Origin of the sequence: Rudanella paleaurantiibacter (assembly GCF_009184635.1) — a bacterium.
GTDB lineage: Bacteria > Bacteroidota > Bacteroidia > Cytophagales > Spirosomataceae > Rudanella > Rudanella paleaurantiibacter.
The window spans coordinates 198,393-223,212 of sequence record NZ_WELI01000006.1; the positions used below are offsets into that span (position 1 = coordinate 198,393).

The 24,820-nt window shown below is 53.2% G+C and carries 20 protein-coding genes; 3 read left to right on the forward strand and 17 right to left on the reverse strand.

Annotated elements, in window-relative coordinates; all coding sequences use genetic code 11:
- Positions 1-119 precede the first annotated feature (119 nt).
- The 6 genes from F5984_RS15940 to pyrF form a co-directional block, all read right to left on the reverse strand.
- The gene (locus F5984_RS15940; RefSeq protein ID WP_152125244.1) at positions 120-1,445 is read right to left on the reverse strand and encodes a Gfo/Idh/MocA family protein; all 1,326 of its coding nucleotides are present in this window, start codon (positions 1,443-1,445) and stop codon (positions 120-122) included.
- A 271-nt stretch (positions 1,446-1,716) separates the two neighbouring features.
- Positions 1,717-2,469 carry a 3-keto-disaccharide hydrolase gene (locus tag F5984_RS15945; protein WP_152125245.1) on the reverse strand — a complete coding sequence of 251 codons (753 nt, stop codon included), beginning with the start codon at positions 2,467-2,469 and terminating at the stop codon, positions 1,717-1,719.
- Complete coding sequence (locus F5984_RS15950; RefSeq protein ID WP_152125246.1) at positions 2,466-3,398, reverse strand: sugar phosphate isomerase/epimerase family protein; 933 nt, start codon at positions 3,396-3,398, stop codon at positions 2,466-2,468. Before F5984_RS15950 ends, F5984_RS15945 begins: the two co-directional genes overlap by 4 nt.
- 144 nt (positions 3,399-3,542) lie before the next feature.
- On the reverse strand, positions 3,543-4,349 hold the full coding sequence (locus F5984_RS15955; protein ID WP_152125247.1) for a FecR family protein: 807 nt from the start codon (positions 4,347-4,349) through the stop codon (positions 3,543-3,545).
- A gap of 176 nt (positions 4,350-4,525) precedes the next feature.
- Entirely contained in the window at positions 4,526-7,393 is a 2,868-nt protein-coding gene (locus F5984_RS15960; RefSeq protein ID WP_152125248.1) for a M16 family metallopeptidase, read from the reverse strand.
- A 91-nt stretch (positions 7,394-7,484) separates the two neighbouring features.
- Positions 7,485-8,297 (reverse strand): orotidine-5'-phosphate decarboxylase, encoded by an 813-nt coding sequence (pyrF, locus tag F5984_RS15965; protein WP_152125249.1) that lies wholly within the window; start codon positions 8,295-8,297, stop codon positions 7,485-7,487.
- Between the two features lie 103 nt (positions 8,298-8,400).
- On the opposite strand from pyrF, the gene rfbC reads away from it, so the two are divergent.
- Complete coding sequence (rfbC, locus tag F5984_RS15970; protein WP_019988598.1) at positions 8,401-8,946, forward strand: dTDP-4-dehydrorhamnose 3,5-epimerase; 546 nt, start codon at positions 8,401-8,403, stop codon at positions 8,944-8,946.
- 154 nt (positions 8,947-9,100) lie between these two features.
- Positions 9,101-9,841 carry a tyrosine-protein phosphatase gene (locus tag F5984_RS15975; protein ID WP_221412969.1) on the forward strand — a complete coding sequence of 247 codons (741 nt, stop codon included), beginning with the start codon at positions 9,101-9,103 and terminating at the stop codon, positions 9,839-9,841.
- Between the two features lie 46 nt (positions 9,842-9,887).
- Here the strand turns inward: F5984_RS15975 and F5984_RS15980 are convergent, their stop codons facing one another.
- The 10 genes from F5984_RS15980 to F5984_RS16025 all read right to left on the reverse strand — a co-directional run bounded on the left by F5984_RS15980 (position 9,888) and on the right by F5984_RS16025 (position 22,918).
- Complete coding sequence (locus F5984_RS15980) at positions 9,888-10,568, reverse strand: type 1 glutamine amidotransferase domain-containing protein (protein WP_152125251.1); 681 nt, start codon at positions 10,566-10,568, stop codon at positions 9,888-9,890.
- 67 nt (positions 10,569-10,635) lie between these two features.
- On the reverse strand, positions 10,636-11,439 hold the full coding sequence (gene proC / locus F5984_RS15985) for a pyrroline-5-carboxylate reductase (protein ID WP_152125252.1): 804 nt from the start codon (positions 11,437-11,439) through the stop codon (positions 10,636-10,638).
- Positions 11,440-11,518: 79 nt separating this feature from the next.
- Positions 11,519-12,661, reverse strand: a complete 1,143-nt coding sequence (locus F5984_RS15990) for a TlpA disulfide reductase family protein (RefSeq protein WP_152125253.1) — start codon at positions 12,659-12,661, stop codon at positions 11,519-11,521.
- A gap of 2 nt (positions 12,662-12,663) precedes the next feature.
- Positions 12,664-14,148 carry an Asp-tRNA(Asn)/Glu-tRNA(Gln) amidotransferase subunit GatB gene (gatB, locus tag F5984_RS15995; RefSeq protein ID WP_152125254.1) on the reverse strand — a complete coding sequence of 495 codons (1,485 nt, stop codon included), beginning with the start codon at positions 14,146-14,148 and terminating at the stop codon, positions 12,664-12,666.
- A 54-nt stretch (positions 14,149-14,202) separates the two neighbouring features.
- Positions 14,203-15,039 (reverse strand): phytoene/squalene synthase family protein, encoded by an 837-nt coding sequence (locus F5984_RS16000; RefSeq protein WP_152125255.1) that lies wholly within the window; start codon positions 15,037-15,039, stop codon positions 14,203-14,205.
- 38 nt (positions 15,040-15,077) lie between these two features.
- Positions 15,078-16,556 (reverse strand): phytoene desaturase family protein, encoded by a 1,479-nt coding sequence (locus tag F5984_RS16005; RefSeq protein ID WP_152125256.1) that lies wholly within the window; start codon positions 16,554-16,556, stop codon positions 15,078-15,080.
- A gap of 232 nt (positions 16,557-16,788) precedes the next feature.
- A complete protein-coding gene (locus F5984_RS16010; RefSeq protein ID WP_019988590.1) occupies positions 16,789-17,304 on the reverse strand; it encodes an RNA polymerase sigma factor in 516 nt (171 codons plus the stop codon).
- A 344-nt stretch (positions 17,305-17,648) separates the two neighbouring features.
- Positions 17,649-19,151, reverse strand: a complete 1,503-nt coding sequence (locus tag F5984_RS16015; RefSeq protein WP_152125257.1) for an APC family permease — start codon at positions 19,149-19,151, stop codon at positions 17,649-17,651.
- Between the two features lie 142 nt (positions 19,152-19,293).
- On the reverse strand, positions 19,294-22,344 hold the full coding sequence (gene secDF / locus F5984_RS16020; RefSeq protein WP_152125258.1) for a protein translocase subunit SecDF: 3,051 nt from the start codon (positions 22,342-22,344) through the stop codon (positions 19,294-19,296).
- Positions 22,345-22,531: 187 nt separating this feature from the next.
- On the reverse strand, positions 22,532-22,918 hold the full coding sequence (locus F5984_RS16025) for a hypothetical protein (RefSeq protein ID WP_246169037.1): 387 nt from the start codon (positions 22,916-22,918) through the stop codon (positions 22,532-22,534).
- 285 nt (positions 22,919-23,203) lie between these two features.
- Here F5984_RS16025 and F5984_RS16030 point away from each other — a divergent pair, with 285 nt between their 5' ends.
- On the forward strand, positions 23,204-23,647 hold the full coding sequence (locus F5984_RS16030; protein ID WP_152125259.1) for a VOC family protein: 444 nt from the start codon (positions 23,204-23,206) through the stop codon (positions 23,645-23,647).
- Positions 23,648-23,842: 195 nt separating this feature from the next.
- Here the strand turns inward: F5984_RS16030 and F5984_RS16035 are convergent, their stop codons facing one another.
- Entirely contained in the window at positions 23,843-24,805 is a 963-nt protein-coding gene (locus tag F5984_RS16035) for an ABC transporter substrate-binding protein (protein WP_152125260.1), read from the reverse strand.
- Positions 24,806-24,820 lie beyond the last annotated feature (15 nt).

Sequence of the window (24,820 nt, forward strand, 5' to 3'; positions counted from 1 at the left end):
GATAAAAGGAATGGCACGCAAATGACGTGGATTAGACTGATCGACAGAGATTTTCTGCATGAAATCCGTGTCGATCCGCTACATCTGCGTCATCCGCGTGCCATTCGGGCGGTTAAAAGTTAGCTCAGAATCATGTCGTTTTTGCCCGCATCCCAGGCAACCCGCTTACCAGTTTGCAAAGCTGTTGTCGCCATAATGTTGGCTATCGAGTGATTGAAACCGGCCCGTGCGGGGGCGTTGGGCTCCTTGCGGCTGCGTACGCACTCCATCCAGTTGAGCATGTGGAGCGAGGTCATTGGGTCGGCCCCGGTATTGGCTCCTGTTTCCATCCGGGCGGCATTAGGCAGCGTCATTTCGGGCAACAGGTTAGCCTGCATACCCATGTCTTTGGCCGGACCTGCCTGCAGACCACCCTCGGGCGTGATTTTGTTCGTGTCGAGGTTAATCATGCCACCGTTCGAGTAGTAGTACTCTTTGGTGCCGCCGGCTTCGTTGTGCATCCGCGACGAATACAGTACCTGAAAGCCTTTCGATTTGTCGTTGTCAGGGCCGTAATCAAATACCGCCGTGAAGGTGTCGGCGTTTACACGACCGTCTTTCCAAACGTACACTCCGCCATTGGCTACCACCGAACGGGGATGGTCGAAACCGCTGAACCAGTGAACCGTGTCAATTTGGTGCGACATCCACTGCCCTGGAATACCCGACGAATACGGATAGAACAACCGGAACTCCAGATATTTGCGGGGGTCCCACTCTACCTTTGGCCGGTTGAGCAGATAGCGGTTCCAGTCGGTATCCTCTTTCCGGATTTCGGAAACAAGCTTAGCCCGACGCCAGCGACCGGGCTGGTTTACGTTCCAGGTCATTTCAACCATGCTGATATCGCCAAACTTGCCCGACCGGATAAACTCATTGGCCGAATGGTAGTTGGGGGCCGACCGGCGCTGCGAGCCTACCTGTACAATCCGCTTTGATTTCTCAACTGCCTTGAGGGCTTTGCGGGCGTCTTCCATCGACTCCGCAAACGGCTTTTCTACGTACACATCACGCCCTGACTCAACCGCGTCGACGCAGTGCAGCGCGTGCTGAAAGTCGGCGGTGCTGATGATTACAGCGTCTACGTCCTTGCGGTCGAGCAGCTCGTCGTTATTCCGTGATTTAAAGAAATTCGAATCCGCCCAGTTTTTACCCTTCAGGTACTGCTCGGCCTCATCGCGCCGACGGCTCCAGATGTCTGAAACACCCACAAAGGCAAAGTTCTGGTTTTTGGCGTGGTTCATAAAGGCCGGGGCAAGCGACTGCCGAAACCGGTCAGAGAACCCAATGATACCCACCCGAACGCGCTCGTTGGCACCGAGAATCCGGGCGTAGCTGCTGGCAGAGAAGCTCATGCCCAGGCCAGCTAATGCTGATTTTTTTATAAACTCACGACGATTTTCCATGATAGGACTACGTTTTGCCACTGAATGTTATGCCTCTTGAAAAGAGCGTAGCGGGGGCTTCCTACTGCCTGTGGTTAGTCATTACAGCATATTTGTTCGGGCCTGTAAGCCCGTAAGGATGACGCAGATGCACCCATGAGTCGGTATTTCTGGCGGTGTTTAACAGATGCCTGCCCCAAAGCGGGATATTTGGGTAAAGCGGCTTAAAAAAGGGTCTGGCTTCGCGTTGGAAACCAGACCCTCGTATGAGCGTAAACTCTGCTGAGTGAGCTTACAGTGTTTTGATCTTGATGTTGCGGAACGACACTTTGTCGCCGTGGTCCTGAAGCAGAATGTGGCCAATGGGCGCTTCGCCGAACCGACCATTGGCGTTGTAGGCGGGGGCGGCATACTTGCTCATGCCTACCAACTTCCGAAACTCTTCGCTGCCACGCTCGTACTCTACCACCTTTTTGCCGTTGAGCCAGTGCTCCACGTGCGTACCGTTGACGAGTACCCGGCCGGTGTTCCACTCGCCAATGGGATTCACTTGCTTACCCTTGGCCGTAATCAGGTCATAGAGTGAGCCTACGGTGCGGTTGCCATCGCGACCCATTTTGGCATCGGGGTGCTTGGCATCATCGAGTACCTGAAACTCCAGGCCAAAGGCCGAACCCGCCGGTTTGGGTTTGTGCTCAACTACAAAGTATTTCAATCCGCTGTTGGCCCCTTCGGTCAGTCGGAACTCAAACATGAGGTCAAAATTGCTGTACTCGCCCTCGGTGACGATATCGCCGAAGTTGGTCGACTCTGAACCGTCAGACTTCTGAATCGACAGCGTACCATCTTCAACATTCCAGCCTTTAGCCGGAAATTTATCCATGTAAGCGCCCCGCCAGCCTTTGGTGGTCTTACCGTCGAAAAGTAATTTCCAGCCCTCGCGCTTTTCTTTGGCGGTCAGGGTATTGGGCGATTGTGGCCCTTCGGCTGCAATCAGGGTGGTCAGTAACAGGCCAGTAAGGCCGGCGATCAAAAATGATTTCACAACTTAAATTTTAGTGTCTTGGTGATGTACTCTTTGCTAATAGCCGCACACTGAGCTGCCGTTTTGTCTTTTTCGGGGACACCGTCGAGCTCAACCACGCCCCAGCCTTTAAACTTGATCTTGTCGAGAGCTTTAAACACTGCCGCCACATCGACATTGCCCCGCCCGAGCTCAACGAATTTGTACGCCCGGCCGTTGTTCGTTCCATCGGTAATGGGCGACATGGTGTCTTTGAGATGTAGCGAATGAATCATATCGCGGTACTGAATCACGGCTTTCTCCGGCAGGCCACCCCCTTGCTTATAGTGGGCAATGTCGAGCAGGAGCCGTATATACTTCGGATTCATAGCCTGCACAATTACATCGACTTCTTCGGGGGTTTCGCCCAGTTGGTGCATGTGATTGTGGTACACTGCCTGCACGCCCAGGTCGGCCGTTTGCTGACCAATTTTGTTCATGACCTCCGCCAGCCGCTTCAGTTCGTCGGTGGTCGGGAGCCGGTCTTTGGGCCGTACATTGTTGGTGAGCTGCAAGGCCGAGCCACCCAATGCCTTCACAAAGCTGGCGTGAGCCACGTGCTGGTCAATAGTGCTTTGTTCTTTCGCGGGGTCGATTTCGACATTCCCGCTCGAGAACATGCACAGTTGCAGCCCGGCTGCGTCGAGCATGGCTTTCAGTTCCGAGGGTTTGGTCCGGTACGGCCCAAACGCGTTGGCGCGGAGCTGAATACCCCGAAAGCCAAGTCCGGAAATGTCTTTGATAGCCTGAGCATCGTTGCCTCCCCAGGTGATGGCCGAGTAGCCAATCTGCAAACCGGATTTGTGGGGGGCCGAGTGGAGGGCCAGGGCGTCGGCTCCGGCCGAGAGTGCCAGAGCCGACAGGCCGGCCGACTGGAGGAACTGCCGTCTGTTGAGTACGGACTCCTTCATGATGGATTCGGGAATAGTCAGTGCCGTTTCGATGTGTCAGACACGTCACAGCGACATCTGCTGGTTAAATGTATATACTTTGTCAGAAATAATGCGATTAAAAAAGTAGGCGCGGTCGATTATCTACCCAGTGGTACAGAGGGCTTATCGTTTGACCGCTTTGTTCAACTGACCTACCGAAAGTTTGAGCGGAAAGACCAGATGCCCCCGTACTTCGAGCGAATCACCGGGGTGCATTGTCACCCGCCGGTCGTCGTCGTTGAGCAAGAGGGTAAGGGTACCCCGTTGTAAGCCGATGCGGGTTCCTTCGGCCTGTTGACCAATCCAGAATTCGGTGCCGGTAGCTTCTACGGTTACGTCGGAGGTGTGAACCCGAAAGGTGGACGTTTTAGGGCTGTGTACCACCGAAAACCGGGCCTCGCCCTGTAGCCATACTGCGCGTGGAATTTCGCCAACCCATTGCTGTACAAACTCCAGCTGACTGTTGGGTTGCAGCCGGGCTTTGGAGCCATCGGGTAGCCGTACCATGCGGGTTTGGGCGCTACCCGAACGAATGGTTTGCAGTTTGTCGCTCCGGTGAATCCAGTAACTCCAGCCAATGAACAGGAGCAAGCCGAGGGCAGCGGCAACGGTGCGGCCAAAATACCACCACGTAACAACTTTCTGGATGCTGGGTTGCAGAGGCTTTATTTCGTCAAGTTCGCGCAGCGAGCCCCGAATCCGCTCCCACAGGTTCGCCATTTCGTCGTTCGCCATGGCTCCCGGCAGCGGGGTCGAGCAGTCGATCACCATTCGGCGGGCTTCTTCAACTACGGCCCGGCGGTGCGGATGTTGCTTTGTAAAGGTTTGCCAGAACAAGGCCACTTCGTCGTCGTCGGGGTGTTGTACCCACCGCATGAACATATCGTCGAGGGCTAACTCCTCAGCGGCATATGTAGCGTAGGGTTTCATCGTGTGGACGTTTGGACGAGTGTTGATACGGGGGCAAAAGATACCCGTGTTATAATTTCTACTTGTAATTCAGGGATTCTGACAAAAGAAGAAGTACCCCCCGGCTCACCGGACTGCGAAGATACTCACTTATCCAGTTTGTGTGGGATCTTTCTTCTTTTGTCTGTTATTTTGACTTACTGCTTCCGTTCGGGCAAAAGCACAAACCGGATCAGGTTCTGCCCTGACAAATACTGGTTAGCCGCAGCCCGCGTGCTTTCGACAGTGACCCGGTTCAGCTGCTCGTCTTCCCGGAGAATCTCGGTCGGGTCGTCCTGGTTAAAATACTGATTGGTCAGGTAGCCCAGCCAGAAATTGTTGTCTTTCAGCTGAATTTCGGTTTCCCGGCGGCTCTCGGCCTTGAACTTATCGATGTCTTTGGGGGCGGCACCTTTCTGTTTTACCTCGTTAATTACGTCGAGGGTTTTCCCGATGAGCTTTTCCACGTTTTCGGGCGCACAGCCAAAGCCGATTCGGAAGGTGTATCGCTGCGCGGGTAGCTTGCTGTACGAGCCACTAACACCCGGTGTGTACACGCCCCCTTCTTCTTCGCGGAGTTTTTCGGTTAGTTTTATTTCGAGCACTTCGGCCAGAGCATCGATCTGTGTTGTGGTTTCGGGGCTCCAGCTGAGATCACCACTGAATACGAGCTGCACCGTGGCGCGGGGTTCCAGACCCTTGTACACGGTTTTGCCCAGCTTACCGGCCGGAATTCGGATACCCAGATCGCGGAAATTTTCTTTTGCGGTAGTGGCATTGCCGGGTAGGCCACCAATGTATTTCTCTACGAGAGGTTTCAGCCGGGCGGGGTCAATATTACCGACAAAAAAGAAGGTAAAGTCGGCGGCATTGGCAAACCGTTCCCGGTAGATCTGCTCGGCCCGGTTGAGGTTGATCTGGTCCAGGTCAGCCGGGGCGAGGGGTTGCCGACGCGGGTTGTTTTGGCCCAGCGTTACCGAAATCGTGTCCTGAAATACTTTCTGGGGTGTTGGCGTAGTGATCTGATTCTGCAATAGGCTCTTCTGATTCGACAGGAACCCCTGCACCACGTCGGCATCTTTACGCGGTTGGGTGAAGTAGCTGTACAGCAATTGCAGTGACGTTTCGAGGTCTTTTGGGGTGGTGCTACCACTGATGCCCTCGTTGATCTCGCTGATGTATGGATTCACGCTGAGCGACTTTCCCGCCAGATATTTGCCCAACTGAATCTGATTGAACGGTCCGGTACCGCCCTGCCCGATAAGGGTTGACGCAAACCGGGCGGTCATGTAGTCGGTCTGGTTGTACAGCGATGTGCCCCCGTAGCTCACGCCCGAAAAAAGAATCTGGTCGTTTTTGAAATCGGTGGGTTTCAGCACCACGCGGGCTCCGTTGCCGAGGGTCCATTCGGTCACGCCAATGGGGGCAACCTGCTTTTCACCGACTACGGGTTTGGCGGTCGGGCTGGTAGCCAGCAGCGGCTTATTGACCGTCTGGTCGACGTAAGCCGTCAGGTCTTTACCCGCGTTGTCGATAACCCGGATCACCTGCTCCACGCTGGGAAGTTTGTCTTTATCTTTTTCGGGGGCCATAATCACGACCGCCCGGTTTTCGTTGCCGATAAACGTGCCCGCCAGTTTGTTTACCTCGCTTAGCTGAATCCCGTCGAGGTACTTGCTCACAAACTGGTAATAAAAATCGATGCCTGTAGCAGGGCTGCCTTCCAGGTAATACTGCACATACTGCCCCACCAGCGACGACGACCGGGTTTTGTCGCGCTCGCGGTAGGCCTGCTCAACACCGGTGCGTAACTCCTGTTTGGCCCGCGCCAGTTCGGTCGGGGTAAAGCCGAAGCGCCGGGCCCGATCGTTTTCGTCGAGTACCGCCCGAATGGCTACCTCTACGCTGGCGGCATCCTTGGGCACGGTTACCGACGAGAATGCATCCAGATTGCCTAGGAACCCACCGTAGTTGCTGAATCCGAACACAAAAGGCGGGTTGGCTTTCTGGGTCAGCTCCTGAATGCGGTTGCCGAGCATGGCGTTGAACAGGCTCCGCTGTAAGCCGTCGCGCAGGTCGGCAATAGTCCGTTCTTTTATTTCGGGCCGTTTGTAAATAACCTGCACAATGGTGTTGGGTTGTTCGGGGTCGGTAACCACCACCACCTTAGTGTCTTTGTGGGGTTCAATGCCGTACTCGGGTCGGGGCTTGGCATTGGGGGCAGCTTTAGGAATCCGGCCGAATTTTTCGCGGATCATGGCTTCCACCTGCTTCTCGTCGAAGTCGCCCACGGCAATAACCGCCATCAGGTCGGGGCGGTACCAGTCGCGGTAGAAATCGCGGAGCAGGCTTGGCCGGAAACTGCTGATAATATTGTCTTTGCCGATGGGCAGTCGGCTGGCATACCGGGAGTTGTTCAAAATAAGCGGAAAGTACTTGTCGCGCATCCGTTGTGGCGCTCCGCGTCCGAGCCGGGCCTCTTCCAGAATAACGCCCCGTTCCTTTTCGATCTCCACCGAATCGAGCAAGGCATTGTGCGCCCAGTCTTCCAGAATCTGGAACGACCGTTCGAAAAGCTGGACGGAGTCGGTGGGTACCGGAAGCTGATACACGGTTTCGTCAAAACTGGTGTAGGCGTTCAGATCGGCCCCGAACCGTACGCCCGACGATTGCAGAAAGTTAACGAGCTCGTTTTTAGGGAAATTCTTCGTGCCGTTGAAGGCCATGTGCTCCATGAAGTGCGCGAGACCTTGCTGATCGGCATTTTCGAGTACCGATCCGGCCCGGATCACCAGCCGTAACTCTGCCCGGTTTTTGGGCTCGGTATTTTTGCGGATAAAGTAGGTAAGTCCGTTTGATAACTTGCCCACCTTCACAGTCGGGTCAAACGGAATGGGGGCGGTTAGGTTTACCGGGCCCTTGGTGGTTTTGGCGGGCGCTTTGGGCGCTGAGGTTTTAGGGGCTGGCTGAGCCAGTAGGAGCGAGGAGCTAAAAAGCCACCCCGCCAGGTATACATACCGAAGCATACGGTCGGGAAGTCGTTCGTTTAGATAAAGTTAGCCGCACCAACGTGGTCAGTGCGGCTATCCTGAATAACGAACCGACGGCCAGAAACGTTTATAAATAGCTTGCCATTTCGGCCTGGAGTGCCTGCGCTTCGGCGGCTGCCCGCTCGGCAAAGTCGGACCCGGCTGATGCGTAGAGAATACTGCGGGAAGCATTGACAAGCAATCCACCCCGGCTGTTGAGCCCTATCCGCGACACGTCGGCGAGTGAACCACCCTGTGCCCCCACTCCCGGAACGAGCAGAAAATGATCGGGGGCAATCTCGCGGATGCGCGCCAGTTGCTCGGTTTGTGTAGCCCCCACTACAAACATCAGTTGGTCGGGCGTGGCCCAGGTTTGAGCCGTTTCCATGACAACTTCGTACAACTCCCGCTCGCCTACGGGTTGGCGTTGAAAATCGGCGCTACCGGCGTTGGAGGTCAGCGCCAGTAGAATGACCCATTTTCCGGGGTATTCCAAAAACGGGACAACCGAATCGCGGCCCATATACGGGGCCACCGTTACGGAGTCGAAATTTAGACCGGCCGCCGAGGGGTCAAAAAAAGTACGGGCGTACAAGCTTGAGGTGTTGCCAATATCACCCCGCTTAGCGTCGGCAATGGTAAAGCAGTCGGCCGGGATATAATCAATTGTTTTCTGAAGGCTCTCCCAGCCGCGCGGGCCCATTGCCTCGTAGAAGGCAATATTGGGTTTGTAAGCTACGGCGTACGGGGCGGTGGCGTCGATGATAGCCCGGTTAAATGCAAAAACGGGATCGGGCTCACTCAGCAGGTGCGATGGAATCTTACGAATATCCGTATCCAGCCCTACGCAGAGGTATGACCGTTTCCGGTAAATAATTTGGGAAAGTTCTTCGGCAGTCATGCAACGGATTAACGAAAAGTCATGTCGTCAAAGGTACGAACTACGACCGGGCTTTCGTAGTTTTGTACCAATTACCGGATTTTCATCTAATTAGAACTGATTTATGCAGGTTCGCCAAACGTCGATCGAGGGGCTGATTGAACTGATTCCACGCGTATTTAAAGACGAACGAGGACACTTTCTAGAAACATACAACAAGCCGTTGTTTGAGTCATTGGGCTTGCCCATGAACTTTGTGCAGGATAACCAGTCATTTTCGGTAAAGGGCGTTTTGCGGGGACTTCATTTTCAGAATGAGCCGTTTGCGCAAGGTAAACTGGTACGGGTTATTACCGGTCGGGTGCTCGATGTGGCCGTTGATCTCAGGGAAGATTCGCCCACGTTTGGCCGGTATGAGACGTTTCTGCTGGATGCTGCTCTGAGCAATATGGCCTGGATTCCGGCCGGTTTTGCGCACGGCTTTGTGGCCCTTGAAGACTGTATTTTTAGCTATAAGTGCACCAATGTGTATAACAAGCAGGCCGAAGGTGGTCTGATCTGGAACGACCCGGATATTAACATCGACTGGGGTATTACTAATCCGATTGTTTCGGACAAAGATCAGGAGTTGCCTACGCTGCGGAGCCTGTTTCCGCACGCCATGGTTTAGCCTAAATCAATTCTTTTTCAAAAAAAGCAGAGTCGTGAGGCTCTGCTTTTTTATTTTGGCATAGTTCATGTATAATGAGGTTTTACCCAACTAACCCCCCATAAAATCGTGAGGCTCTTACTTAAACTCTGCGGCTCTTACTTAACGCATGCCTATGTCGTTTTCTTTCCTTACGCGCTCACGAAGGCCGGCTCCCCGGTCTACCTCACTGTCGGTGAATACCACAGACATCCACTGCCATATCCTGCCCGGGCTGGGGGGAGGTCCTGAAACGCTCGATCAGAGTGTCTCAATCGTTCGTCAGCTCAGTCGGCTTGGATTTAAGCGAATTGTGGCAACCCCCCATATCATGCATCGCTTTTATGGGGCAACGCCGGAGCAGATACGAACGGCAGCACATACCCTTCAGCATCGACTCCTCGACGAGGGGCTGATGGTTTATATCGATACGGCAGCTCAGTACTACATTGACGATGGGTTTCTGACGATGCTCGACAATCGCAGTGAGCTACTGCCGTTTGGGACGTACATCGACGCCCCCCGGTCGCTGGTACTCATCGAAACGTCGTTGATTAGCTTTCCCGATACCTGGTACGATGTGACCGATATGCTCAATGCCCGTGGATTGATGCCGGTACTGGCGCATCCCGAACGGTATATCTATTTGCAGAACAACCGCGATTGGGTGCGCTTGCTCCGAAACCGCGGAACGCTCTTTAAGCTGGATATGAGCTCGTTACTCGGCCGTCATGGGCAAACAGCCCGGCAAATGGCCGAGTGGATGATTGAGCAAGGGCATATCTCGTTTATTGGGGCCGATGTGCTTAATGAACAACACCTCCGTATGTTACGCGAGGCTTTGGCTTCGCCGTTTGGGCAGCGGTTGAGAAAGTAGATACAGGCATCAGGGCGGGTACGCGTATTCGTTATCCGCCCTGATTTTATTTTTCAAACATTTCTTCCAGCACTTTGCGGCCTACTTTTCGGGCCGAAAGCGGGTTTTGCCCCGTAACAAGTCGCTCATCTACTTCGAGGTGCGGCAGAAACGGGATCAGCCCTTTGCTGTAGTGTGCGTTTTTTTTCTTCAGCTCATCTTCGAGCAAAAACGGCACTTCTTCGTTCAGCCTAATCAGCTTTTCTTCCATATTTGAGAAACCAGTAACCTGCTTGTCGTTGAGCAGATAGCTGCCGTCGGAAAGCCGAACGTTGAGTAGCCCACAAACCCCATGACACACCGCCGACACCATACCGCCGGTTTCGTAAATACGCCGGGTGATATCTTGTAGCTGTACATTTTCGGGAAAGTCCCACATGGTGCCATGCCCACCGGTTAGGTACAGAAGCTGATACGTCTCCGTGGCAACGTCGGCGAGGGAAACCGAGTTTTCCAGTTTATGGCGAATCTCGGGGTTCTGGTACCATTTTTCGTTGATGTTATCGCGTCGATCTAGGCTCCGCTCATCAATCGGAATAAAGCCGCCGTTCGGGCTGGCAATGTCGATTGTGAAGTTTCGGTCGGCGATTTCATCGTAAAAGTGGGTAAGCTCACTCAGCCAAAGTCCGGTTTTATGAGGTTTGGTTGGGTAATCTTTGTGATTGGTACAGACAATGAGGGCTTTCATATCGAAGGCAAAAGGGCGTACACACGGAACGCCAATCTACAAACCAACACCAAGAATCCAAAAGAGATTAGCCGTTCGAGAGTTCCTGAGCGCGTACCTGAGCGGCCCGGATGCCGGCTACCAGGGTATCGGCCAATGAACCGGCTTCGAACTGACGCAGGGCAGCCTCGGTAGTTCCGCCCTTTGAGGCTACGGCTTTGATCAGGTCGTCGAGCGACTTGTCGGCGTTATTAATCAGGTGAAACGAGCCGAGCATGGTTTGCTTCACCAGCAACGTAGCCACACCTTCGTCGAAACCCATTTGTCGACCGGCCTCTACCATGGCTTTCACCACGTAGTAAAAGTAGGCAGGTCCACTGCCGCTGAGGGCCGTAACGGCATCGAGCATGGCTTCGTCTTCCAGAAAAATCGACCGTCCGGTAGCGTTGATCAGGTTCTCAACCCGGCGCAGGTTGGTCAGGTCTACCTCTTTGGCGGCCGTGAAGCCCGTAATACCCATGCCGAGCATAGCGGGGGTGTTGGGCATGGCCCGGATCACCAGCGGGTGATTGAGCCGCTGCTGAATCTGACTCATCGGTATCCCCGCCATAATCGACAGTACCACCTGATTCGGTTTGATAACAGCGGCCAGCGCATCGCACACACTGCCAAAATCCTGGGGTTTCACCGACAGGATAACCAGGTCGTACTCTGCTACGCGTGGCCCGATAGTATCAACAACAACCCCGGCTTTTTCGGCCTTGAGTGCCTGCGACCGCTCCGTGCTTTTTTCAATCAGCAACAGGTTTTCTTTCTTTACCAGATCGTATTGAAGAAACGACTTGGCGAAGGCCATACCCATGTTACCACAACCAACAATTGCAATTTTCATAAAGTGGGAAAAGGAAAAAGGCGGTAATAAAAAAGGAGAAAGAATACCGTATGTTCTGTCTCCTTTCTCCTCCTGCTCATTATTTTAGAATCTCTTCAAGTTTTTGTTCAAGTGCCGGGCCACGCAGGTCTTTGGCAATAATCTTCCCCTCTTTGTCGAGCAGGAAGGTCTTCGGAATGCCCGTTACCCCGTACTGCTGAGCTGCGGCCGACTGCCAGTAGCGCAAATCCGAAACGTGCGTCCAGGTGAGGTTGTCGTTCCGAATGGCTTTTACCCAGTTTTCGCGGCTTTGGTCGAGCGATACGCTGTAAATCGTAAAATCTTTGTCTTTGTACTTGTTGTACAACCGCACGACGTTGGGGTTTTCCATCCGGCAGGGGCCGCACCAGCTCGCCCAGAAGTCCACGAGCACATACTTACCCCGTAGCGACGACAGCGGTACGGCTTTGCCGGTAGTGTCGTTCAGGGCAATGTCGGGCGCTACCGAGCCGGTCATTAACCCCCGAATCCGGGCAATGTTACCAATAAATCCTTTGGCCTGCGGGCTGTTGGGGTTTTCGGTCTCGAACCGGCGTGCCAAATTATCAAGCGTGGGGAAGTCGGTGTCAACGCTCAGAAAGTTGGTGGCAAACAGGGCGGCCAGTGAGGTGCCCATCTCGGGTAACAGGGCTTTTACCTTATCCGTAAACTCTTTAGATGCTCCATCGGACTGAGCCATGATTGCGTCCATTTTTTTCTGGTCGCGCTTGGCGGCTGCATCGTTGTACTGGCTTTGCCAGGCGGTACTTTTAGCCCGGATGTCTTCGTACATGCCCATCAGCTTGCCGTAGTACTCCATATTTTTGGAGCCCGTAACCACGGCCTGCCCTTTTTTGCCCGTTTTCAGATCGGTCTGAAAACCGTCGGCCGTGATATTGAGGGTTTCGCCCCCTTCGAGTAGGAGTACTACTTTCTGACCACCGGCAATATTGACCAGATACACGCCCCCTCCGTCGGGTATGCGCGATTTGATGGTAAACTGGTTGTTACGGTCGAGCCGGGCCGAATCGAGCCGGAGGGCGGGTTGCCCGTTGGTCTCCAGATACACCATGTTGCCGGGGCTGGCGCTCCGTACCTTGCCGATAAGATTAATTTCTTTCTGCACGGGTGCTGTTTGGGCCATAGCGGTCACAGCAGGCACAAACGCCGACAGAAGTATGCCAAAAAGTTGCTTTACGTTCATAGTCACTTCGACAATTCGTTGACAATTAATTGATTGACTAACTTGGGGTCTGCCGATCCTTTTGACTTTTTCATCACCTCACCAACAAACAAACCTAACAGGTTTTTCTTGCCTTTCTGGTACTGGGCAACTTTATCGGGCCAGGCGGCCAACACCTCACTTACCAACGTTTGCAGGGCGTCGGTATTGCGATTCTGCTCTAAGCCGTGGGCCTTGGCCAGGTCGGTGGGGGTAGCTTCTGGGTTTTCAATCAACAGGCCGAAGATCGTTTGGGCCGCGGTTTGGCTTACCGTTCCGGTATCGATGAGGGTAATCAGGCTGGCCAACTGCCCGGCCGATACCGGAAACTGACGTTCGCGCAGCGCCCGGTCGGTGAGTTGCGCCCGCACGGGGCCCATAAGCCAGTTCGATACGGCTTTGTAATTGGGTGTCTCGGCACAAACGGCCTCAAAATACTCAACCAGTTCGCGGGCGTCGGAAAGCTGGGTCGCGTCGTACTCAGGTAGGCCGTAATGGGTAGTGAGTTTCTGAAACACAGCGGCCGGCAAAGCAGGCATTGAGGATTCGATGGCAGACAACCACTCGTCCGATACCACCAGCGGAGCCAGGTCGGGATCGGGGAAATAGCGGTAGTCGTTCATGGTCTCTTTCTCACGCATGGCGTGCGTGAGGCCCGTATTGGCGTCGAACGTGCGGGTTTGCTGCCGGATCGGTTCGCCGGCTTGAGTAGTCTCAACCTGCCGCTTAAACTCGGCCTCGACGGCCCGTTGTACATTGCGGATTGAGTTGAGATTTTTTACTTCGACTTTGGTACCGAGGTGTGTAGCGCCTTTGGGCCGGATAGACAGGTTGACATCGCAACGCAGCGACCCCTCTTCCATGTTTCCGTCGCAAATACCCAGATACCGCACCAGTTTCCGAACCTCGGTGAGGTACTGACCGGCTTCTTCGGCGGATTGGATGCAGGGTTCGGTCACCATCTCGATGAGGGGCGTACCGGCCCGGTTGTAATCCAGATTGGTAGAGGTACCCTCGTCGTGAATCGATTTGCCGGCGTCTTCTTCGAGGTGGATGTGGTGAATCTGCACATCGCGCTCAAGCGTAGGCTTGCCGTTTTCGTCTTTAAGCTTTACCCGGATGCGGCCGCCCACGCAGATCGGCGTTTTGTCCTGCGAGAGCTGATAGCCTTTCGGCAGGTCGGGGTAGAAGTAATTTTTACGGGCAAAAACGTTGAACCGGGTAATGTCACAACCGCAGGCGAGGCCCATCCGAATGGCGTATTCAACGGCTTTCCGGTTCAGCTTGGGCAGGGTACCGGGGTGCGCCAGCGTGATAACGCTCACGTTGGTATTGGGTTCCGATCCGAAGATGTTGGCATCGGCCGCAAAAATCTTGGACTCGGTTAATAACTGGCAGTGCACCTCCAGGCCAATGACGGCCTCATACTCTGTGCTTACCTCGCTGCCGGGGGCTACCGCTGCTACCATACGTACTGAAAAAAGCTATTTTCAGCAAAGATAGTGGCATTTAGCTTGCCTACCTCAAATCACGTTCAGCCGGTACTTTAGATAGGTCTGAGCCAGCAAGGCAATTTTGGTCGTATCGGGCACTCGTACCCGCTCGTTCTGAATCTTCGTGACGGGCAGTGCCTTGATCTTGTTGAACAAGGTTTGGTAGTAGGTGTAAGCCAGATAAACGCCCATGCGTGCACCTTTGGGCAGGTTCATGATACCAATATAAGCCTCATCGAAGTCGCGTTGAATGTCGTCTTCGATCAGTTGCTTGGCATCGCGCGAGAAATCATTGAAGTCAACACCCGGAAAATAGGTCCGGCCGCGCTCCTGATAATCGCTCTTTACATCGCGCAGGAAATTCACTTTCTGGAAAGCCGCTCCCAGCTTCCGGGCCGACTCGCGCAGCCGGTCGTATTCGGCACAATCGCCTTCGCAGAATACACGCAGGCACATGAGCCCAACCACCTCGGCCGAGCCGTAGATGTACTCGTTGTAGCCGCTATCGTCGTATTCCTGAAAATACAGATCCATCTCCATACTTTTCAGAAAGGCGTCGATCAGCTCGCGTTCAATGTTATACTGCCGAACCACCAACTGAAACGACTGGAGCACCGGGTTCAGGCTGATTCCTTTTTCAATAGCTTCATAGGTATCATGCCTGAACTTGTCGAGCAGTTCTTTCTTATCGAAGTCGTGAAACGTATCCACAATCTCGTCGGCATAACGCACAAAGCCGTAGATGGCGTAAATGGGCAGGTGAAACTTACGGTCCAGCGTTTTGATACCGAGCGTAAACGACGTGCTGTAGTGCTCGGTGATCAATTTACTGCATTCCAGTGCCGTTTGGTTAAATAAAGCCATCATAGCATGTAGGGGGTACGGGAGGATGGAGAAACTGTAATCTACGCAAATTCTCTGGCAACTTCATCAGCCACGACCAAGCCAGAGATCAGAGACGGCGGAACGCCCGGCCCCGGAACAGTCAGTTGCCCCGTATAGAACAAGTTGGTGACTTTTTTGTTTTTTAGCGAGGGTTTCAGGAAGGCCGTTTGCAGCAACGTATTGGCTAAACCATAGGCATTGCCTCGGAACGCATTATAATCGGCCTTGAAATCGCTGTGGGCGTAGCTACGCTTGTACACCACGTGCTCGCGGATGGGCTCGCCAACGTAGGCTTCCAGACGCTCCATAATGAGCTGATAGTATTTCTCGCGGGTAGCTTCATCATCGGTCAGGTCGGGCGCGACCGGTATGAGCAGGAACAGATTTTCGGAACCCTCCGGTGCCACACTGGGGTCGGTTTTCGACGGGGCCGATGCGTAAAACAGCGGGCGCGAAGGCCAGCGTGGGTTGGTATAAATTTCTTCGGCGTGCAGCGTGAAGTCTTCGTCGAAGAAGAGATTATGATGTTGCAACTTGGGCAACCGCTTGTTTACACCGAGATAAAATAAGAGCGATGACGGGGCCATAACGCGTTTTTTCCAGTACGCGTCGTCGTAATTACGCAGGCGAGGGTCAACCAGTTTTGTTTCCACATGGTTGTAATCGGCACCCGCTACTACTACATCGGCTTCAAACACACCTTTGTCCGTGACAATCCGGCGGGCCGCGAGGCTACCAGGGGCCAGCTCGATTTGCTGTACGTTCTGATTCAGTAAAATCTTGACACCTTTCTCCTCCGCGAGGCTTACCATTCCCTTTACAATCTCGTGCATGCCGCCCATAGGGTACCAGGTGCCCATGGCCATTTCGGCATAGTTCATCAGGCTATACATTGCCGGTGTGTTCTGCGGAGTGGCACCCAGAAAAAGAATCGGAAACTCGATCAGCTGCAACAGGCGTGGGTGGCTGAAAAACTTGCGGGCGTGGCTGGCAAATGATTGAAACACGTCGAGCCGAGCCACGTCGTACAGGAGCTTCAAGCTCATAAATTCGGTAATCGACCGGCTTGGTTTCCAAACGAACTTATGAATACCAACGTCGTATTTATAAGCGGCCTGCCGTAAAAATTCCTCCAGCCGGGCACCGCTGCCGGGTTCGATGGATTCGAACAGGCGTTTCAGGCCGTCCATGTCAGCAGGCAGGTCAACCGCTTCGTCTGGGCCGAAAATAACCGAGTAGGAGGGGTCTAACCGAATCAGGTTGTAGTAATCGGAAGGCTTCTTGCCGAACCGGGCGAAGTACGTTTCGAAGATGTCGGGCATCCAATACCAGCTTGGTCCCATATCGAACGTAAATCCAGACGCCTGAAAGACGCGGGCTCGCCCGCCGGCCATTTCGTTCTTCTCTAAAATTGTGACGTCGTATCCTTTATTGGCCAGACTTGTAGCCGCCGACAGACCGGCGAAACCGGCCCCAATCACAATTACCCGTTTAGGCATATGTACGATCCGGCTGAGAGCCGGGTTAAGTCAGTTTTTAGGTAGGTACCGGCCAAGCTAAAAAATAATTGGCGAAGGCCGTAAAGAGGTAACCTAATTCAGGGGCATTGGTTTGATATAAAACCAAAAAAGTTGGTCGCAAAACAACCAACTTTTCGGAACCTTCCTCTTTTTTAACCAAAAACTACTCAATCAAGATATAATACGAGTGGCCTCGTAAAAAGTCACACGATTATGCAGCATAATACGCATAAACTTTCAATTTATCTTTCAGCTCCTTGCGGGCAATGTGAATCCGGTTTTTCACAGTTCCGATGGGGATGTCCAGTTTAGCGGCAATCTCGTGGTATTTGAAACCCCGAAAGTGCATCATAAACGGCGTGCGGTATGTTTCGTCGAGGCTGTTTACTGCCCGGCTGATGTCTTCCTGAGCGAAGGTCGAATATGCGCCATTGTCCGTGCTGCTGTCCATCGTGTTGATGTAATGCAGGTTGTCGGTTGTGTCAATGAACGTGTTTTTCCGAACCATCCGCTGATAGTTGGTAATGAATGTATTTTTCATGATCGTGTAAAGCCACGCCTTCAGGTTGGTACCGTCGGTGTACTTGTCACGATTGGTGAATGCTTTCAATAACGTGTCCTGCAACAGATCATTGGCATCTTCAACGTCTTTAGTCAGGCGAAGGGCGAAGGGACGAAGTGATTTCGATACTTTGCCAATATGATGAGTGAATTCGAGCGCTGTCATGGCTGTTCAGTGTGTTATTTGTTGAACCGAGTCTGTATTTGTTTAGACAAAAACGCAACCAAAGTTTTTCAAAAAAGAAAATATCACTCGTAAAGTGGGTAAATGACTCAAAATTAGTGGGTTAAAAAGGGTCCCGTACTGTGCCAGTTTGTCAATCTCACAGACTGTGGAGTGAGGAACTGTGGAAATCGTACCCCATACTGTGGAAATGAACGCTCAGGCTTTGTTTAAGTTCCCTTGGCATAAAATTAAACAAAACTTTTCGCTTGTCAAGTGTAACTAACAGAAAAAGCCGCCTGACTATAGTCGGGCGGCTTTTTCTGTTTAAGAAAACTGCAACAATCTTACTCAGAAGGGTTGTTCAGGTTGCTGTGACGGCGTCCGTAGAGGAAATACACGATTAAGCCGAGGGTTCCCCAGATCACAAACGTGATTTTGGTATCGGTCCGGAGGTTGTACATCAGGTACAGGTTGGCCAGAATACCAAGCGTAGCAATAACCGGCAGAGCGGGGGTCCGGTAGGGGCGCTCAAGGTTTGGTTCACGCACGCGCAGAATCCAGACAGCCGCGCAAATCATGGCAAAGGCCAGCAGCGTACCTGAGCTACACAATTCCGAAACCTTGTCGATAGGCGTCAGGGCGGCCACTACCGAAACAATCGCACCGACGAAGATGGTACTCTTCCAGGGTGTTTTGAAAGTAGGGTGAATGGAAGCAAACAGGTTTTTGGGCAACAGACCATCTTTAGCCATGCCGAGGAAGATACGAGTCTGCCCGAGCATCATCACAAGCATGACCGACGTAAGACCGGCAATGGCCGCAATCGTGATCAGGTAAACCGCCCACGTCAAGCCAGCGTCGGCGAAGGCCTGCGCTACCGGAGCTTTCAGATCCAGATCTTTGTAGTTGACCATACCCGTCAGTACAAGCGAGACAAGAATGTACAGCAACGTACAAATCAGCAGGGAGGCAATAATAGCAAACGGAACGTCTTTGCGCGGGTTGATGGCCTCGCCAGCCTGAGTTGATACGGCATCGAAACCGATATAGGCAAAGAACACAATACCAGCGGCTGTCACAATTCCATCAAAGCCATAATGGGTTTGGCCAGAATCATCCACAACTGGATCAGGAATAAATGGCGTCCAGTTGGCTACGTCTACAAAGAAAGCCCCGGCAATGATAACAAAGATTACCGTAGCCACTTTCACAATTACAATCAGGTTGTTGGTGCTGGCGGCTTCTTTGATACCTTTCACCAGAATGTAGGTAACCACCCATACAATCAGGAAGGCCGGCAGGTTTACAGCAAACGTAAAGTCAGGAATGACTTCGCCAGCCGCACGCAGTTTCTCGGCTTTTTCCTGAGCCGTTACCGGGTCGTTCATAAGCCAGAGCGGAGGGTCAATACCGAAGAGGTGGAGCAGTTTTTCGAAATACCCCGACCAGCTCACGGCTACCGTTGTGGCCCCCATCATGTATTCCAGAATGAGGTTCCAACCGATAAACCAGGCGAAAATTTCACCCACGGTACCGTATGAGTACGCATAGGCGGAGCCTTCTACTGGCAAAATGGAAGCAAATTCAGCGTAGCAAAGAGCGGCAAACGTACAGGCAATCCCTGCAATGATGAACGCTACAGCCAGTGCCGGACCGGCCCAGTCGTGAGCAGCAATACCCGTCAGAACGAAGATACCCCCTCCAATTACAGCGCCAATACCGAGCGACGTAAGGCCCCAACGACTCAAAACTCGCTTGAGCTCGCTCTTTTTCATGTCGGCCTCGTAAGCAGCCAGGGGTTTTTTACGCCATACGCTGGTATCTACCTGTTTAATCTTTGTTTCCATGTAGAGGAAAGATTATTGTGATGAATTAGTGTTTCAGGAAATTTTGTGCTGCTACAACGAGCAAACAAGATAGCGAAATATTCAGCAAGACAAAAAAAGCCGGATGATGCACAAACCACCCGGCTTTTTCAGAATGCACACGTTATGACTGCGACGGGCGGATCAGGGGCGTTTTAGCCTTCTTCTCTTTCTTAGCCGCCGTTGCCGAAAACTCTTCGGGCGTCTCCACGTTGTCCGTAAAGTCGGCCGGAACCGTATCAATCCGGGCGGTAGTACCAGGCGTAGTTGGCTTGTCCTGATCTTTGCTCAGGGTGTCAACTACAATCGGAGTAGCTACGAACAGCGATGAGTAGGTACCCACAATTACCCCGATCAACATAGCGAACGAGAAGCCCCGGATGGTAGCACCACCAAACAGGAAGAGCACCACCAGTACCAGCATCGTCGACAGACCCGTTACGGCCGTGCGGCTCAGGGTGCTGTTGAGAGCGTTGTTGATAATCGTCGCGATGCTTTCTTTCTTACCCTTGCTTTCGTTCAGGTACTCGCGAACCCGGTCGAAGACCACAACCGTATCGTTCATCGAGTAACCCATGATAGTGAGCAGGGCGCCGATAAAGGCCTGGTCGATGTCGAGGGAGAACGGCAGGATGCCGTTAAAGATCGAGAAGATAGCCAGAATGATGAGTACATCGTGGAACAAGGCCACCAACGCACCGTATCCGAAGGCCAGCTTCTTGAATCGAATCAGAATGTAGGTGAATACAACGGCTACTGCCAGCAGAATCGACCAGAAGGCCGATACAATCAGGTCGTTGGCAATGGTAGGTCCTACCTTCTGCGAGCTTTCGATGCTCGCTTTGTTACCGCTGATTTTAGCCAGCCCGCCATTTACAGCGGCTTCTACCTGCTTGTCTGAATCGGGCGAGTCGTTATCGATCATGTAGCTGGTCGTAATCTTTACCTGATCGGAGTTAACCCCCGTACCACCGTAGGTCTTCACCTCAGGAGCACCACCCAGCGGGGCTTCCAGCGCGTCTCGTACATCGGTTGTAGCAATGGGTTGCTCAAACCGAACCACGTACGAACGACCACCTTTGAAATCGACACCCAGGCCGAAGCCCTTTATCAGAACAGAGATAATACCCAGTCCGATAATTGTCGACGAAATGATGTAGTAGATACGACGGTGCGAAACGAAGTCGAAGTTCGAATCTTTAAAGAGGTTCTTAGTCCAGCCTACCGAAAACGCCAGTGTTTTGCCGCTCTCTGTGTACGAGTCCAAAATCAGACGGGTGATCAGGATAGCTGCAAACAATGACGTGAAGATACCAATCACCAGCGTTACGGCGAAGCCACGAATCAGACCTGTACCAAACAGCAGCAGGATAAAACCAGTGAGTAGGGTGGTGATGTTTGAATCGAAGATCGACGAGTATGCATTCCGGAAACCGTCGGCAATGGCTTGCTTAAACGGCTTGCCCAGCGCCAGTTCTTCTTTGATCCGCTCAAAAATCAGTACGTTCGCATCAACCGACATACCAATGGTCAGTACGATACCCGCAATACCCGGCATAGTCAGTACGGTGCCTGGTACGGCCGCCATAACGCCCAGCAGGAAGAACATGTTTACGATCAGGGCAATGTCGGCAATGACACCGGCGCTTCCGTAGTAGATGACCACGAACGCCAGTACGATGAGCAAGCCCACCAGCGACGAAATAATACCGGCGCTGATAGCCTCTGAGCCGAGCGTAGAACCTACAATGCTCTCTTCCACAATGGTAGTAGGAGCAGGCAGTTTACCGGCCTTCAGTACGTTGGCCATGTCTTTGGTTTCTTCAACCGTAAACTGACCCGTGATGCTTGAGCGACCACCCGTAATTTCGTTTTGAACGTTGGGGGCGGTGTACACCTGATTGTCGAGGAGGATGGCTACGGGCCGGCCTACGTTGGCTGCCGTCAGAGCAGCCCACTTACGGGCACCCGTTGCGTTCATGTTCATGGTCACCTCAGGGCGACCCGCTTCGTCATAATCGTTGGCTGCATCGGTAATCACATCGCCTTCGAGCGGAGCCTGACCACCGGGTTTCTTCAGGAAGTAGATCGGCAGAATCTCGCGGTTGTCGGTGGTGGTAAAGCCTTTGCGATCCCATGAATACACCATGTCGGCCGGGAACAGAGCCCGCACTTCGGGGTTGTTCAAAACGGCGTTGGCACGAGCCGTATCTTTCAGGTAAACACCCAGTTGGTTCTGCGATACAGGGACAAACAATTGGGTCAGGGCTGAGCCTGTGGCTGCTGAGTCGGCTTTGGTTGAGTCGCCTTTAGCACCGCTTGCCAGCTGAGAAGCCAAATCACCTTTAGCGGCCGTACCCGATGCAGGAGCAGCCGTCTGAGCAGCTTTGCGAGCGGCCTCTTCACGAAGCAGGTAAGCGCCTAAGCCTTCGATACCGGCCGAGATTTCGCCCAGTTGGTACACCTCGCAGAACTCAAGCTTGGCCGCACCGGTCAACAGTCGGCGAATACGCTCAGGGTTATCAGCACCCGGCAGCTCGATAAGTACCCGACCCGTACCCGGCAGGCGCTGAACGTTGGCGTTCGACACCCCGAATTTGTCGACACGAGCCTGAATAATCTGGAAAGCCCGGCCAATAGCGCCTTCAACTTCCTCGTTCAGTACCCGACGTACCTCAGTATCAGTCGACTGATAGCTCAGTTTACCCCGGTTGGCACTGGTAGCAAACAGGCTGGCCAGTTTGTTGCCCGGCGATACCTCTTTGTAGGCATCCACGAACAGATCAACAAAGCTGGCGCGGCTCGATTTCTGCGCTTCCTGTGCTTTCTTGATAGCCTCGTTGAACTTGGGGTCGCGGGTGTTGCCGGCCAAACCGCGCAAAATGTCGGCGGGGGTTACTTCGAGTACTACGTGCATACCCCCCTGGAGGTCAAGACCCAGGCCGAGTTCGCGCTCGGTCACTTCCTGAAGCGTGTTGCCCAGATAAACGGGCTCTTTCCAGAGTGAGTCAAGATACCGCTGTTTCTTTCTCAGGTCAATATCGCCCGACTTAGTGGTGGCGAAGGCCGTCGCGTCTTCTTTAATACTGCGCGAGACGAACGTAAACGACAGGTAGTAAACGCTCAGCAGCGCAATGACACCCGTCAGGATAAGTATTCCGGTTTTGTTTTGCATGGTCTTTCTACAGAAGACACTAATTGGAGGAATGCAGCGAGTCGCTCAACGTACGCATCTGGAGGTAGCCACGAAGCGGAACGAAGGGTACTGATTCCGATTGGAAAAATGGATTGTTACTGAAGAATGGAATGTGACAGCCCGACACGGAGAATAAACGTGCCGACAGGGTCACGAATGGGCCCGACTACGGGGCGTTGGGGGCAATAAAGTGGCCGAATACGTGCCGGAAATAAGCGAAATAAAAGTAAGGCTCGGTGAGCAACAACCGAATTGTACCGGCTGCCAGCATCAGCAAAACCGCCATGATTGGCGGAGGCAGCAACCAGAAAGGCTGCTCAAAATCGAAGGAAGTAGCTGGGGTAACAACGGCTTCAAACGCGGCCGCACTAATCTGCGTTTCGGCGGGCGCATTGGTCTTGCCTGCTTTCTGAGCGGCTTCGGTTTTCTGTACGGGTGCTTTGCCGGCTATTTCATGACCCGTTGAGGAATGACCCCAACCAGCCAGGAACAGCAGCAAGCTAACCAGTAGCAGGCTAACCGAACGGACCAATATGATGCGCTGATGCTTCACGGTTTTACAATGCAGATTACAAATTTAGTGCCATTCTGTAAGATCTGCAAACCTTCCGGTGGTGATATTCACGCCTGTCGCCGATTACCCGAAACGATGGGGTCCACCAAATTACCCTATATGGACAAGCCCGGTCAACAACCTCATTACGCCAATTGAGCACGAATGGCGTGAGGTCAGATAGCGGAGGGTAGGTAGGCCCGGCTCGGCCAAATTTGAATCGCTGATAGTAGAACCAACCCCGGATTTGTTTCTTGAAAGGAAAATTAAGCCAATTCAGTGGTCATGAAAACGATTATATGTAGTCTCTTTTTGTGTGCTCAGGTGTTTTTTGCGCAGGCCGTATTGGGGCAGCAAAGTCTGGGGGTTGTTCGGCACAATCATCTGGCCCTGCACGTGAAAGATATACAGGCCAGTACGCAATTTTACAAAGAAGTACTCGGGCTCAAGTCTATTCCGGTCCCCGACAACCTGAAAGCCATTCGCTCGTGGTTCGATGTGGGTGAGGGGCAGCAGATTCATCTACTGGCCGGGCGGAATACCGAGTTTACGCACGACAAAAACGGAAGCCATATTGCTTTATTCGTGGCCGACATTGCCCAGTCAGAGGCTTTCCTGAAACAGCGGGCCATCACCTACCACAAACAGGTTCGGTTTGATGGCGTTGTACAGATCTATTTTCCTGACCCCGATGGGTACTTGTTCGAACTGAATGAATTGAAAAAATAACTAAATTAGCTGTAGTTATGGTAGCCGTATCGGGTCGGCCAGGGCTTAGGCCCACCACCTTCCCACTCGCGGGGCGTTCGGCTACCATTTCTTATTTTCTGCACCTTGTGGGTATACAACCTATTCTGCCCGCGTAATTTTCTATCTGTTGGCTTTATTAGTTGAGAAAAAACACCGGCAGTCCGGCTTTGTTCGCTAAACTGTTCGGACGGCGGGTAGCGACTCGACAAACTGGTTGGTGAAAAGCTTGTTGATGTCGAGGCTCATCACGATCTCCCCATCGCGGTTCACAATCAGGCGGTGCCGGATGAGGTAGTTGACAAACTGAACCCAAACCTCCCGGCGCATAACGCCCCACTGCCCCGCCGTGTCGAGGTAATAACCTGAGGCTGTCTGCTGGCTCAGTTCCACAAACCCTTCGTCGGCCAGGGTGGGGTGCCCACTGGTTTTGCAGAGCAGGTGCGCGGCTTCGTCGGGCTTTTCGACGGCCAACCGAAAGCCAGCCGCCGTTGCTTCCACAAACCGTTGTAGCACATCGGCTTTTTGGTCGATCAGGTCCTGCCGGGTGGCCAGCAGGGGGCTATACCCGTACGGAATTTCGTAGTCGTCGAGCAGGAACCGGTTGAGTTGCACGTCATGCAACGTGGCCTCTACACCTTCCCAGGGCAGAAAGATCCAGGTAGCGTCGATCTCGTTGGTGAGCAGGGCTTGCCACAAATTGAGCCGGGTTGGCTTGTGGGTGGCAATCACGCCCCGGCCGCCATCGTTGCGAATCATCTGCCGGACAATATCGTCCTCAAACCGGGCCCCATACGAGCCATAGACTTTTCCATCGAGTTGAGCAGGGCGTTCGAGGCCGCTTTGCTGGAGTGTCACAATCGCACTGGCATCACGGGCTAGCATAGCCGCCACCGCTACCAGTGGCACGTTGGGGGTAGTGGTGTGGAAACTTATGATACTCTCCGAGGGCACCACAGCCAGATCAACCTCCCCTTTCGCCAGCCGACGGGCGGGTGTCTGTTTGTACTTATCCACATCGGGCGAGGTGATTTCCACCGTGAGGTTGGCATCCCGGTAATAGCCGAGTGCCGATGCCACATAAAATCCAGTATGATTAGTATTGGGTGTCCAGTCGAGGGCAAGGCGAAGCAAATCCATAAAAAAACGGGCTAA